The 12,843-nt window shown below is 55.2% G+C and carries 12 protein-coding genes; 3 read left to right on the top strand and 9 right to left on the bottom strand.

Annotation, left to right across the window (positions count from 1 at the left end):
* Nucleotides 1–15 precede the first annotated feature (15 nt).
* Nucleotides 16–900 carry a LysR family transcriptional regulator gene (locus tag FDX22_RS23345; RefSeq protein WP_117343813.1) on the bottom strand — a complete coding sequence of 295 codons (885 nt, stop codon included), beginning with the start codon at nt 898–900 and terminating at the stop codon, nt 16–18.
* Nucleotides 901–1,001: 101 nt separating this feature from the next.
* On the opposite strand from FDX22_RS23345, the gene FDX22_RS23340 reads away from it, so the two are divergent.
* Both FDX22_RS23340 and FDX22_RS23335 read left to right on the top strand, forming a co-directional pair.
* Nucleotides 1,002–1,457, top strand: a complete 456-nt coding sequence (locus FDX22_RS23340; RefSeq protein WP_115257555.1) for a multidrug/biocide efflux PACE transporter — start codon at nt 1,002–1,004, stop codon at nt 1,455–1,457.
* A gap of 142 nt (nt 1,458–1,599) precedes the next feature.
* The gene (locus FDX22_RS23335) at nt 1,600–2,829 is read left to right on the top strand and encodes an amino acid permease (protein WP_135911457.1); all 1,230 of its coding nucleotides are present in this window, start codon (nt 1,600–1,602) and stop codon (nt 2,827–2,829) included.
* 52 nt (nt 2,830–2,881) lie between these two features.
* Here FDX22_RS23335 and rcnR read toward each other — a convergent pair whose 3' ends face one another.
* Nucleotides 2,882–3,154: a Ni(II)/Co(II)-binding transcriptional repressor RcnR gene (rcnR, locus tag FDX22_RS23330; RefSeq protein ID WP_016154292.1), complete on the bottom strand. Its 273-nt coding sequence runs from the start codon at nt 3,152–3,154 to the stop codon at nt 2,882–2,884.
* A gap of 119 nt (nt 3,155–3,273) precedes the next feature.
* On the opposite strand from rcnR, the gene FDX22_RS23325 reads away from it, so the two are divergent.
* Entirely contained in the window at nt 3,274–4,173 is a 900-nt protein-coding gene (locus FDX22_RS23325; RefSeq protein WP_146717857.1) for a nickel/cobalt efflux protein RcnA, read from the top strand.
* Nucleotides 4,174–4,224: 51 nt separating this feature from the next.
* Here FDX22_RS23325 and FDX22_RS23320 read toward each other — a convergent pair whose 3' ends face one another.
* The 7 genes from FDX22_RS23320 to FDX22_RS23290 form a co-directional block, all read right to left on the bottom strand.
* A complete protein-coding gene (locus FDX22_RS23320; RefSeq protein ID WP_146717856.1) occupies nt 4,225–5,607 on the bottom strand; it encodes an amidohydrolase family protein in 1,383 nt (460 codons plus the stop codon).
* A 12-nt stretch (nt 5,608–5,619) separates the two neighbouring features.
* Nucleotides 5,620–6,570 carry a carbamate kinase family protein gene (locus FDX22_RS23315; protein WP_115257552.1) on the bottom strand — a complete coding sequence of 317 codons (951 nt, stop codon included), beginning with the start codon at nt 6,568–6,570 and terminating at the stop codon, nt 5,620–5,622.
* A 26-nt stretch (nt 6,571–6,596) separates the two neighbouring features.
* Nucleotides 6,597–8,147, bottom strand: a complete 1,551-nt coding sequence (locus FDX22_RS23310; protein WP_096755820.1) for a xanthine permease — start codon at nt 8,145–8,147, stop codon at nt 6,597–6,599.
* A gap of 117 nt (nt 8,148–8,264) precedes the next feature.
* Nucleotides 8,265–9,683 (bottom strand): DUF1116 domain-containing protein, encoded by a 1,419-nt coding sequence (locus tag FDX22_RS23305; protein WP_146717855.1) that lies wholly within the window; start codon nt 9,681–9,683, stop codon nt 8,265–8,267.
* Complete coding sequence (gene fdrA / locus FDX22_RS23300; protein WP_146717854.1) at nt 9,683–11,230, bottom strand: acyl-CoA synthetase FdrA; 1,548 nt, start codon at nt 11,228–11,230, stop codon at nt 9,683–9,685. Before fdrA ends, FDX22_RS23305 begins: the two co-directional genes overlap by 1 nt.
* The gene (locus FDX22_RS23295; protein ID WP_135911452.1) at nt 11,208–12,107 is read right to left on the bottom strand and encodes a DUF2877 domain-containing protein; all 900 of its coding nucleotides are present in this window, start codon (nt 12,105–12,107) and stop codon (nt 11,208–11,210) included. The genes fdrA and FDX22_RS23295 overlap by 23 nt, the downstream gene beginning before the upstream one ends.
* A gap of 15 nt (nt 12,108–12,122) precedes the next feature.
* Nucleotides 12,123–12,806: an ankyrin repeat domain-containing protein gene (locus tag FDX22_RS23290; RefSeq protein ID WP_332068170.1), complete on the bottom strand. Its 684-nt coding sequence runs from the start codon at nt 12,804–12,806 to the stop codon at nt 12,123–12,125.
* Nucleotides 12,807–12,843: the final 37 nt, after the last annotated feature.

Here is a 12,843-nt window from a genome sequence, read left to right as displayed (position 1 = left end):
CAAAGGAAATGTGTATCATTTATCTATCATCGAAACGCCACCCTGTTGTAAGTGATCGCGTAGCCAGCTTCCCGCCACGCCAGGCGGCGATTTCTTGTTCCACAGCAGGTCGATAGAAATAGCCTTTGGCCAGCCAGGCACTTTCAGCTGTACCAGCTGTTTTTCCGCAGCAAACTCCTCCACCAGCGCACAAGGCAGCGCACACCAGCCAAATCCCTGCACCGCCATACTGAGCAACAATAAATAGTTAGGCGCTGACCACACCGGACCGCGCGCCACGTTAGTGCCGCTTTCCAGATAGGTATTTAGCCGCAGCTCGCGCCAGGTACGCAGTTGCTCCCACTGCAGTTTTTCCTGCGCCGCCAGCGGGTGCGAAACCGCCACGTACAATCCCATCAAGGTTTGCATCGGCAGGCGTGTGACACCCATGTCCGTGGGGTAATCCTCGCGCGCTTCAAGGAGACCAACCTGCGCACGTCCCTTTTGCAGCAGATCGATTACGTCCTCATCTTCGCCAATCAGACATTCAAACTCGGTGTGCGGAAACAGTCGGTCAAACTGCACCATCAAATCTTCCAACACATCCGGATGCAGGGTGTCCGAAAGCACAAAAGTCAGACGTGCTTCCGTTGCACCCGACAGCGAAATCGCCGCCTCGTCCAGCCGCTCGCTGGCCGACAGAATCGCCTGCACATAGCCAAGAATCCGCTTACCTTGCTCGGTGAGCGTGGGTTGACGTGAAGAGCGGTCAAACAACGCAAAGCCGAGATCGGCTTCCAGATTGGCTATCGCCGTGCTGATGGTGGACTGACTTTTGCGTAACCGCCGCGCCGCCGCAGAAAATGAGCCGCAGGAGACGGTCTCAACAAATGCCGTTAATGCTTCAGGAGAGTAGCGCATAAACTATCTACTTTATCGATGGATCCTATCTTTTAGATATCACATAAAACGATAAAATTACCACTATTCCGTTATCCGGGCATCAAAGAAGGTTTCAGATTATGCAACACGATACAGTCCAACGCCGTTCGTTAATGGAACGTATTTTTCACGCCGTCTGTTTTGAGGGTATTGCCACCGCCGTTCTCGCGCCAACCGCCGCGTGGTTGATGCAGCGCTCAGTGCTGGAAATGGGCGGATTGACCATACTTCTGGCGACCACGGCGATGATCTGGAATATCATTTATAACGCCCTGTTTGACCGCTTATGGCCGACTCACCTGGTAAAACGTACGGCTAAGGTCCGCGCATTTCACGCGTTAGGTTTTGAAAGTGGGTTTATTGTGATTGGGGTGAGCATTATGGCGTATGTGCTGAACGTCAGCCTGCTGCAAGCATTCACCCTGGAAATTGGTTTCTTCCTGTTCTTCCTGCCGTACACCATGTTTTATAACTGGGCGTATGACACATTACGCGAGCGCGTAATGAAACGTCGCCAGCAGCGCGTTACTGCCTGATAATCCAATGAATAGTCGGAATTATCTCCATTCCGGCTATTCATCCCTTCTCCCGCCCACATGCTCACACCTCCCCCAGCCCCGCTCATTTGTGGTAAATTGCGCTTCTTTTTGTTTATTTTATAGTTGATACGTTCAAATAATGTCGAAAATTTGGTCAAAAGAAGAGACTCTCTGGAGCTTCGCGTTATACGGGACTGCCGTCGGCGCAGGAACCCTTTTCCTCCCCATACAGCTGGGTTCTGCTGGCGCGGTGGTGCTGTTTATCACCGCACTCGTCGCCTGGCCTTTAACCTACTGGCCGCATAAAGCGCTGTGCCAGTTTATTCTGTCATCCAAAACCTCAGCGGGTGAAGGGATCACTGGCGCAGTCACCCACTATTACGGCAAAAAGATAGGCAGCCTGATTACCACCCTCTATTTTGTGGCCTTCTTTGTAGTGGTGCTGATCTACGCCGTGGCGATCACCAACTCACTCACCGAACAGCTGGCAAAACATATCGAGATCGATCTCCGCGTACGTATGCTGGTCAGTCTCGGCGTAGTGCTGGTGCTGAATTTGATTTTTCTGATGGGTCGCCAGGCCACCATTCGGGTGATGGGTTTTCTGGTATTCCCGCTGATCGCTTACTTTTTGTTTCTGTCGCTCTACCTGACCGGAAGCTGGCAGCCAACGTTACTCACCGGCCAGATGTCGTTTGATCAGCACACGCTGCATCAGGTCTGGATATCGATTCCCGTGATGGTTTTCGCTTTTAGCCATACGCCGATTATCTCCACGTTTGCTATCGACAGACGTGAGAAATACGGCGAGCAGGCCATGGGTAAATGCAAAAAAATCATGAAAGTCGCCTACGTTATCATCTGCCTGAGCGTGCTGTTTTTCGTCTTCAGCTGTCTGATGTCGATTCCGGTAAATTACATTGAAGATGCGAAGCACGAGGGTGTGACCATTCTGTCCGCGCTGTCGATGATGCCCAACGCGCCCGCATGGCTGTCGATTTCCGGGATCATCGTCGCCGTAGTGGCGATGTCAAAATCGTTCCTCGGCACCTACTTTGGCGTGATTGAAGGGGCGACAGAGTTGGTCAAAACGTCGCTGCACCAGGTCGGTGTGAAGAAAAGCCGGGCCTTTAACCGCGCCCTGTCTATTATGCTGGTCTCCACCATCACGTTTATCATTTGCTGCATTAATCCAAATGCAATTTCAATGATTTACGCGATTAGCGGGCCGCTGATCGCCATGATTTTGTTCATCATGCCGACGTTGTCTACCTATCTGATCCCGGCCCTGAAGCCGTACCGCTCGGTGGGCAATCTGATCACCCTGATTGTCGGTCTGCTGTGCGTATCTGTGATGTTTTTTGGCTAGAACGTGTTGTTTAACGGCTCATTCCACTATGTGGATGAGCCATTAAACTGAATTATTTGATGTAGGAGTCCAGCACCTTCAGCACCACATCCAAATCCTCTTCACGCTTGATTTCATCACCCTGATGCACGATATGCTCGGTCAGATGACCTTTAATCACTTCACGCATTAATCCATTTACCGCGCCGCGAATTGCCGCAATCTGCTGTAAAACGGCGGCGCATTCATGCGGTTCATCAAGCATAGTTTTCAGCGCGGCTACCTGCCCCTGAATCTTACTCGCGCGGGCTTTGAGCTTTTGTTTGTCGCGGATCGTATGTGACATCGTCCTGTCCCCGTTGCATAAATCATGACGTACTATACCGTGCCGATCTACTGGGGGGTAGTATTCGGTACTGGGGGGGAGTAGAATCTGACGAAACAAGCCAACTAAGAATCATTCTCATGGGTGAATTTTCGACGCTTCTTCAGCAGGGCAACGCCTGGTTCTTTATTCCCAGTGCGATTTTATTGGGCGTGCTGCACGGCCTGGAGCCGGGGCATTCCAAGACCATGATGGCGGCCTTTATCATCGCCATTAAAGGCACCATCAAACAGGCGGTCATGCTGGGACTGGCGGCGACGCTGTCGCACACCGCCGTGGTGTGGTTGATTGCGCTGGGTGGGATGTATATCAGCAAAGCCTTCACCGCCCAGGCGGTCGAACCCTGGTTACAGTTTGTCTCGGCGATTATTATTCTGAGTACCGCATTGTGGATGTTCTGGCGCACATGGCGCGGGGAGCAGAACTGGCTGGCCGACGCGCATCACGACCACGGGCACGATCATCACCATCACCATGATCACCACCATGACCATGACCATGACCACCATCATCATGCTCACCACGACGCTCATCATCATGATCATCACCACGAACACGATCATGCCGCGCTGGCAGGCTTTGCTGAAGATTCAAAAGAGTATCAGGATGCCCACGAACGGGCGCATGCCACGGATATCCAGCGCCGCTTTGCGGGTAAAGAGGTTACCAACGGGCAAATTTTGTTGTTTGGCTTGACCGGCGGGCTGATCCCGTGCCCTGCCGCCATCACCGTATTGCTGATTTGCATCCAGCTCAAAGCTTTTACGCTGGGGGCCACCATGGTGTTGTGCTTTAGCGTCGGTCTGGCAATAACGCTGGTTACGGTGGGTGTAGGCGCGGCCATCAGCGTGCAGCAGGCAGCCAAACGCTGGAGCGGATTTAACACGCTGGCGCGCAAAGCCCCCTATTTTTCCAGTGTGTTGATTGCTATGGTCGGCGTATATATGGGCATTCATGGTTATATGGGGATCGTGGGGTAACACGAGTCACAATAGCGCGCAGCGACCTTTGCCGCTGCGCGTGAAACCTGACTAGCTCGCCACATTCCCCCACACCAGTTGGCCTTTATGGAAGGTTGCGGTACGGGGAGAAATTCGAGCGACAGCCTCGGCAGAACAGGAGGCATCCACCAACACAAAGCTGGCCTCATCCTGTGCTTTTGGCCATACGCGTTCGCCTTTATCGTTGAGCGGCAGCACATCGCCGGTAGCAAGGAACAGCGCCCGCGACAGGTTGAGTTCGTTAGGGCGAATATAAAGCTGCGCGTACAGATTGGCCTTTTCCAGCATGTCCCCCAGCCCGTACGGCGACCAGTGGTCGATCACGCTGTCGGTGCCGGTAATCACCACCACGCCTTTGTCGCGTAGCTGTTTCAGTGGCATGTGCATCGTGCCAATCGGCACCGTCGAGGCAATGGTAATTTGCTGCGCCACCAGGCGGGTCGCCAGTTCATCCACCTGCTGCTCGTTCAGCGTAGACAGCGCAAACGCATGGCTGATGGTCAGCTTGCCCTTCAACTGCGGGGTTTTCTCTACCGTTTCCACCATGTAATTCACCGCCGCCACGCCTGCCGGGCTGGTTTCATGCAGATGGATATCCACGCCTTTATCGTAATCGAGCGCAATCTGGAACATGGTATCGAGGGATTTCTCCATCGCCCCGTCCACGCTGGTTGGGTCCAGCCCACCTACGTACTGCGCCCCCGCCTGCATCGCTTCACGCATCAGCGGTTCAGACTTCGATAACAGCAGGCCATGCTGCGGAAATGCCACGATCTCACAGGCAAAACCCGGCTGACGACGCGCCAGCACCGCCTGTAGATTCTCCAGATTTTTCAGCCCGGAAACCGGCTCAATATTGCAGTGGCTGCGGGCAATCGAGGTACCTTTTGATTGCAGCAGGTCGATAAGCTTTTCCGCACGCTCTTGCGTATACGGCTGCAGTTCAGGCAGCAGCTTTTGCTCCAGGCGAATCATATCCTGAATAGTGGTGCCCGCCGGGCGGTTGAGTGAGCGCCATGGACCGCCATAAAAGGTTTTATCCAGATGGATGTGCATGTCGCGCATGGCGGGCAGCATCAGCTTTCCGCCTGCATCGTAGTGCGGCAGCGTGACATCCGGATGCTGCTTATTCTCACGCAGCGCAACAATTTTCCCGTCCTGAATCTCTACGGTTTGCAGTGCGGTACGGGTATGCACCACCACGGCGTTTTCGTAATCAAATCCCGCTTCCAGCAGGACGTTATCCAGGTAGTAGTGTTTATCGTTAATCGTCATCGTGTTCTTCGCGCAACGGGTTGTCCCGACAGGATCCGCAGCATACGCGACCGGAGCGACCGTGCCAAATAGCGCGGCAGCGGTGACCATTTTTCCGCTCTGGCTTAAAAACTCACGGCGGCTGTTACTTTCCTTCATTCGCATCTCCTTTCAGGAATGGACAATATGGGTGCCTGTTTCACCGCGCAGCGCGGCGGGCAGGCATTCCGGCGTGGTGATGATCACCCGTTTGCCGCCACGGGCGAGAAACGTCAGGCTGGCAACGATTTTGGGTAACATGCTGCCCGGCGGGAAATGCCCTTCCTGCATGTAGCGGGTCATTGTTGCAATATCCACGGTGTCCAGCGCCTGCTGCTCAGGCTTGCCAAAATGAATACACACTTTCTCAACGCCGGTGGTGATCACCAGCACGTCGGCGCGGATCTCCTGCGCCAGCAGCGCGGTGGAGAGATCTTTATCAATCACCGCATCTACGCTCTGGTAATCCCCCTGATCGCTACGTACCACCGGGATCCCACCGCCGCCCGCGCCAATAACCACAAAGCCTTGCTGGGTCAGTGCTTTAATCGCCTCGGCTTCGACGATGCGCTTCGGCTCCGGCGAAGCGACGACCCGACGGTAGCCGCGCCCGGAATCCTCAACAAAGCGCCAGCCCGGATTGGCCAGCTGTAGCGCATCACGCTGAGCGTCGCTAAAAAACGCGCCGATCGGTTTGGTGGGGTTGGCAAATCCCGGATCGTTTTTGTCGACCTCCACCTGCGTGACCACAGTGACCGCCTTTTGTTCGCCACGCCGCGCCAGACGGTTATTCAGCGCCTGTTGGATCAGATAACCAATGCCACCCTGGGTATCGGCGACGCAGTTTGCCAGCGGCGTCAGCGGCAAGCCTTCACGCTCGTGGGCAATCTCTGCGCGCCGCAGATCGAGTCCCACCTGCGGCCCGTTGCCGTGCGTCAGCACAATGTTGTAGTCCGATGCCAACATCTCCAGCACCGTATCGGCAACGGCTTTTACGGCTTCAGCCTGGTGCTCAATCGACTGGCTGGCGTTATCTTTGATAATGCTGTTGCCGCCAATGGCAACGACCACAAGTTCTTTCATAGCGTCATCTTCCACAGCAAAGCGATTCAGGAGGTTTTGGTCGGTTGCTGCTCAAGGGCAGTCACCGCTTCACGGCTGTCGAGCACATGCTTTATCACGAACATCCCGCCCATCATCAGGTAGGCCATGACAAACATCAGCGAACTGCCTTCAGCAAACCCAACGGCCGGGGAGTGGATCACGCCAAACAGCGACAGCAGCGCCCCACCGGCGGCGGCAATCGCCCCACGTAATGGTTTGTTGATAATGGCGAAGATGGCGATACAGCCCCACAGCATACTGGCCAGCGGCGCGCCGCTACCGAGGTGCACCAACCCGTCGTAGTACACGCCTTTACTGTGCAGCAGGTCGGTTCCGAGTTTAGCCGCTGACGTTCCCGCCGCCCCCATCACGCTGTTCACAATGGTTAATGCCCAGTTGGCAATCCACGGGAACAGACAGATGAAGATGACGGGCACCTCAACTTTGGGCGTTTCTCGCACCACCTGGTTAGCGGTTACCACGCCGATAAACACCAGTATCGGCACGATCGCGGTCATCGGAATAATGGCGAGCATAAACGCCCCCAGACCGAACAGCGGCACCAGGAACATGGTGATCCCCGACGCGAGGGTATAGCCGATACTGGCCCCCATCGCTTTCCAGCCCGCGTGTCCGACATACACGGTAACCGGGAACGGATTACCCAACATGCAGCCCAGCATTGATGCAAAGCCGTTCGCCATCATGACTTTACGGGTGTTGTACTCATCGCCTGCGGCGTGCGCACTTTCAATGTTCTCAAGGTCAAAAATGTAGTTCGCCAGTCCCAGAGGAACCGCAGAAGCCAGATACGGCAGTGCGTGCGGCAAGCCTTGCAGGAAGCTGTCGACGTGAATTTCCGGCGGATTGAAGCCAAAGGAAGACATCGACGCTTTGATCGCTTCCGGGCTTTGCAGGCCGGAGATCCACGCCAATGCCGTACCGGCGATCAGCAGCAGCAGGCCGGTAGGGATACGGGCAAAAATCGGCTTCTTACCGAACCAGTTAATGAAGATCAGCAGCAGCACGATGAACGATACGGTTGGCGCTTCAAACGCCTGCAGCATCGGGTTCATCGCCAGCAGCAGCAGACCCAGGCCGGATAAACAAGAGAGCAGCACTGTGCGTGGGATCATCTTGCGGATGGTCTCACCAAGGAACGAGCCACCAACCAGGATCAACGCTTCGACAAAACACCACACCAGCGCGATTTGGATAGCAAAGTTGGCATCTTTGGTTTGCTGATACACCGGCATCAGCACCAGGAAGGTGACGGTGAAAATTGACGGGGCGCTCGGCCCGGAAGGCAGCGCCGTCACATCTTTACGTCCGGTCTGTTTTGCCATCTGCAGGCCAAACCAGGCGTAGCAGACGCTGGCCACCAGCACCGCCAGACCAAAGGCAGGCGCAATACGGCCGTAGACAATTTCGGTAGGAATCCCGACGACAAAGATGAGCAACCCCATCATTGTCAGCAGGTTAGTCAGGTTGTTGGTCATCAGCCCAAAGTAAGCCGCCCAGTCACCCCGTTTCCATTCTAGTTTTGTGCTGTTCATGGAATATCCTTTACAGGTTAAGCATCGTTTGCGATCGCGGGGATCGCCCAGCCCTGCAGGTAAGCAACGTTATTCGCTTCACGACCAGGGGCTAACGGCATTAGCCCCTGGTTATCGTTATTGGCAGTAGCGATCGCACCAGCTGAGAATTGCCTTTTCAAAGCAGGCAAACGGCGGATGGACAATTCCCGCGCCGATCATGCCGATCCCCGCATCTTTGTGGGCAATCGCGGTGTTGATCACTGGCAGAATGCCGGTGCTGCCAACGCGCGTAATGTCGATAGCGGTGGGTACGCCCATAAAACCGAGCAGCGGAATAGTGACGTTCGGGTTTTCGCCAAGGGTGATTTCACGCATCTGGCGAGAGAAGTCGACCGCTTCCTCAACCGTACCGCCGACCAGCGCCACGATGGCTGGCGCCGTCGCCATGGCAAAACCGCCAATGCCGTAGGTTTCGGTAATCGCACTGTCGCCGATATCACGCCCGGAATCTTCCGGCTTATAGCCCGCAAACATCGGGCCAATCACCTGCTGAGCCGGGCCGGTAAACCACTGGCCTGGTAACCCACTGACGCGCAGACCAAACTCAACGCCGTTGCGCGCCATCGTCGTCACCACGGTGCTGTATTCAATACCGTGCGCAGCATCCATCGCGGCTTTGCACATCGCCATCCACGTCGGTCCGGAGAAATAGTCGCTGCTAAGGACAAACTCAAAGACCTCGCGCTGCTGCGCCACCGGATAGCCGGTCTGAATAATCCATGGGGTCAGCGCCTGAATCAGCAGCGCCGTCCCGGCATTATTGCGGTTGTGGCATTCATCGCCCATATGCAGCGCCTGCGCCAGCATCAGGCGCAGATCAATTTCCCCCGCCAACTTCATGGCGTCGCGCAGCATCGGTCCCAGCACGTCGCGCATCCAGTTCAGGCGATCGATAACGCTCTGATCGTTCGCCCCCATACGCAGGATCTTCGCCATTTGCTCGCTCATATTGGTATATGCGCGGTTGCCGTAGGTTTTGTTTTCCACAATGTGCATGAACATTGAGGCCGACGTGACGCCCGCCATCGATCCGACGCAGTCGTGCTCGTGGCACGGCGAGAAGATGATTTCACCGGAGGCGGCAAGCTCGGCGGCGGCATCGAGGTCTTTCGCCAGTCCTTCAAACACCAGCGCCCCAGTCACGGCCCCTTTCATCGCGCCGCACATGTTTTGCCAACGGGTCGGCGGCCCAGCGTGCAGGATGGTGTTGCGGGTCATGCCCGGTACCACGTTGATGGCCTGATCAAAACCAATCAGCACCGGGTGCGACTGGATAATACGTTCCAGCGCCTGCTGGTTTGCGGCAGCAATTTTGTCTGCCAGCGGCGAATCGGCAATCTCGTCCAGCGCGGCAACCACCTGCATATTGCCCTGGCCCGGCGGCGTCCAGTCGAGCTGGGTCACCGGTACATTTTGCTTTTTCAGGTCATCACTGAACATCGCGATGCCGACGTTAATCACGTTCAGCGGCTGGGTAAACAGCGTCTGGCTCATCAGGCTTCCTCCCCTTTACAGATAAATTCACGCGCCAGCAATCCGGTGTTGGTGCTGCTGCTCGCCCAGATAACCCCGGCATCGGTCAGCATCTGGCACTGTTTTTCCAGTGATGGCGTATCCTGGTCGGTTCCCAGTACATAACCGAGGATCTCCAGAGGACGTCCGTCTGCGGCAGCGATCGCTTTCGCCTCAGCGATCGCCTCAATCATCACGCCCACCGGATCTTCATGCGATCCAAAGCCGAGGACGAAATCCATCACGATCACGCCGACTTCAGGATCCCGCGCTTCCTGCAATAAACGGCTGATGCGGTTGGTCGGGTCGATCATCGGGTGCGGCTTGCCGTTGGTGAAGTCGTCATCACCAAAATCGAGGAAGGTATGCGCCACGCTGCGGTTAATATCCGGCAGGTGGAACGCCGGGTCCGGGTGAATGTTGCTGTACACCTCGGCATGTTTTTCCATCGCGGCAAACATCGCCTCATCGCACAGCGTGCCGCCACAGAACAGCCCACGGATATATTTTTGCTGCGGTGTCAGACGGGCGCGCACTTCTTCAATCAGCGGCCAGTTGAGCGGATGCAGATCCAGACTCTCTTTTTTCACGCCGCTGAGCAGGACCGCGCGCAGCGCCGCATCTTTGGTGCCTCGGGCAAACTGCAATCCGTCTTCATCCGCCAGTGCGGCGTCACGTCCGAGGAAGCACACCACCACCGGTTTGTGACAAGCGCGCGCGCGATCCAGCACTTTTCGGGCCACCGCAGGCGCAGGCGGTTTGGAGATCAGCGCAATAATCTCGGTTTGCGGATCGGCCTCCAGCATGGCAATCGCGTCGAGCATCATCAGGCCGCCAATCTTTTCGCTCAGGTCACGTCCACCGGTGCCAATCAGCTGGGAAATACCGCCGCCAAATTCATGAATACGTACGCTGAGTTCCTGGCTACCGGTGCCGGATGCGCCGACAATGCCGATATTGCCGCGACGCACTGCGTTACCAAAACACAGCGCCGCACCGTTAATAATGGCGGTTCCGCAGTCCGGCCCCATCATCAACAGCCCTTTTTCGTGCGCCAGCTGTTTCAGCGCCAGCTCATCGTCGAGGGACACGTTGTCAGAGAACAACATCACGTTGAGGTTATTTTGCAGCGCCTGACGTGCTTCACGGGCCGCGAACAGGCCGTTGACCGAAATCACCGCCAGGTTGCTGTCGGGAACGTGCTTCTTCGCACTGGCAAGCGTGGCATAGCGTGCTTCGTGCTGGCCGCCCTGCTCCTTGTGCGTGAACAGCTCATCGATAGCCACCAGCGTTTGCGCGTTCGCCGCCTCGCTCGCACCCTTGATGACAATCATCAGATCGCCACTCTTCGCCTCTTCCAGTTCAGGCGTCAGCAGGCCGAGATTCTTCAGCACGCCTTTGTTCATTTCCGTTGCCATCGCCACAAACGCCTGCTCCACGCCATCGAGCTTGTTAGCGCGCGTTGAGATAGACATCAGTGACACAGAATCAAAATACGTGTTCTTTTTAACAACTATCCTGATCGACATAATTCCCTCCGGACCGATGGCTCAGGGTGCAGGCGTCCGCCATGCCATACAGCATGTCGCAGCCAGAACTTGAGCCGATATTTTTAATGTCAGTAATAAATGGCGTAGCAACGTGGTGTTGCCGCGTAATAATATGGGTTACCAGTCGTGCAACGCTTTCCCGATAACGCTGATGAAAAGCCTCTTCCAGCGTTATTTTACTGAGCAGCGTCGTGTTATTCCCGGCAATCCGTAATGCTGCTAAAAAATCGTGCTGATATTTTTTTAACGGGTGACCGTTAATAAATAAAACCGTACTCAGACCAACTAAATAATCATCGGATGATGGCGTTAAGCCAATTCCCAGACCGATTAACTGGCCAACTGCGAAAGAAATATTTTCGCCATTATTCAGGGCGGCGATTAATGCCCGGCGGCGGTTCTGTAATTCACGGGCGATTTCCTGATAAAACGGGTTATCGCCCTGGTACAAAAATAATGTGTCGCGGTGATTCAGCTGTTGGCGGATAACCTCTGCCCAGCAACGCCAGGAAATTGCTGCGAAGCGGTCTGCATCTGGCGACCAACTCGGCATTTGCCAGGTCTGGCACCCGGAGGTTGCTATCCATTTATCCGTGCCAACGGCTATTCCCGTCTCGGTAAAACTCACCGGCTCGCCGGGATGAAACAGATCTTCACAATGCGTCAGCGCCAGCCGACAACTGTTAGGCGCGTTATCGCCGCTCTCGCTCAGTAAGGTGAACAAGCGCTGCAGCTCGGGTATGAACAGGTTTACCGCGCGGGAAAAAACCTGTTCTACACGCCCCGTTCCCCGAAATTCAAGAAACGCGCCGTCGGCGGTTAGCGCCGTTACGCATCGCCGTGATGGCGTGGCGATAGTGGCGCTCCTCGGTCAAGCTCCGGCGGCAATCAGCAGCTCGGCAATTTGGTGATACCCTTTCTCCCGCGCCAGTTCCAGCGGGGTTTTGCCGTACTTGTCCGTCATGTGCGGATTCGCACCATTGTCGAGCAGCAGCTTGACGATTTCCTGCTGCTTTGCGCCGCCGTCGTTGAGTACGATGGCTTCCAGCAGCGGCGTCCAGCCGACAAAGTTGGTGTGGTTAACGTTGATGTCGGTACGCAGCAGCAGTTCACGCACGATCTCCACGTGGCCTTTTTCGCTGGCAGGCGTAATGCCAACGCCGCCAAAACGGCTGAGAACATTGAGATCAGGGTTAGCCGGTAACACCAAACGCAGCAGCGTTAAATCATTGGTCAGGCAGCTAATCAGGAAGGGATTAAAACAGGTTTGATCTTGTTTATTAATATCGGCGCCAGCCTCAATCAATAAAGACACGCAGTCATAATGTTTATTCAGGCTGGCAATAATGATGGCGGTACGTCCCTGGCGATTGGTCGCATTAATATCCACATTTTTTGCCAGACAGGATGTTAATCCCTGCGCATTGCCCTGCTCTGCCGCCAGCAGAAATTCAGTAATAAGTTCTTTCTCTGACATAATCCTTCTCCTGCAGTTTTTAAGGCTTTTTAAAATTCCGATAACCTGAGAATAGCAACAGAGAGATGGGAATAACATCCGCTTAAATTTCATTCATCGTTAGCGAGTCGATTAT

The organism is Citrobacter sp. TBCS-14 (assembly GCF_005280805.1).
GTDB classification, from domain to species: Bacteria; Pseudomonadota; Gammaproteobacteria; order Enterobacterales; family Enterobacteriaceae; genus Citrobacter; species Citrobacter gillenii.
This window is presented reverse-complemented; position numbering and strand designations above follow the sequence as displayed.

Bases quoted from the DNA above. Each gene is read 5' to 3' on its own strand.
- FDX22_RS23345 (WP_117343813.1), bottom strand. From the start codon at position 900: ATGCGCTACTCTCCTGAAGCATTAACGGCATTTGTTGAGACCGTCTCC.
- FDX22_RS23340 (WP_115257555.1), top strand. From the start codon at position 1,002: ATGCAACACGATACAGTCCAACGCCGTTCGTTAATGGAACGTATTTTT.
- FDX22_RS23335 (WP_135911457.1), top strand. From the start codon at position 1,600: ATGTCGAAAATTTGGTCAAAAGAAGAGACTCTCTGGAGCTTCGCGTTA.
- rcnR (WP_016154292.1), bottom strand. From the start codon at position 3,154: ATGTCACATACGATCCGCGACAAACAAAAGCTCAAAGCCCGCGCGAGT.
- FDX22_RS23325 (WP_146717857.1), top strand. From the start codon at position 3,274: ATGGGTGAATTTTCGACGCTTCTTCAGCAGGGCAACGCCTGGTTCTTT.
- FDX22_RS23320 (WP_146717856.1), bottom strand. From the start codon at position 5,607: ATGAAGGAAAGTAACAGCCGCCGTGAGTTTTTAAGCCAGAGCGGAAAA.
- FDX22_RS23315 (WP_115257552.1), bottom strand. From the start codon at position 6,570: ATGAAAGAACTTGTGGTCGTTGCCATTGGCGGCAACAGCATTATCAAA.
- FDX22_RS23310 (WP_096755820.1), bottom strand. From the start codon at position 8,147: ATGAACAGCACAAAACTAGAATGGAAACGGGGTGACTGGGCGGCTTAC.
- FDX22_RS23305 (WP_146717855.1), bottom strand. From the start codon at position 9,683: ATGAGCCAGACGCTGTTTACCCAGCCGCTGAACGTGATTAACGTCGGC.
- fdrA (WP_146717854.1), bottom strand. From the start codon at position 11,230: ATGTCGATCAGGATAGTTGTTAAAAAGAACACGTATTTTGATTCTGTG.
- FDX22_RS23290 (WP_332068170.1), bottom strand. From the start codon at position 12,806: ATGTTATTCCCATCTCTCTGTTGCTATTCTCAGGTTATCGGAATTTTA.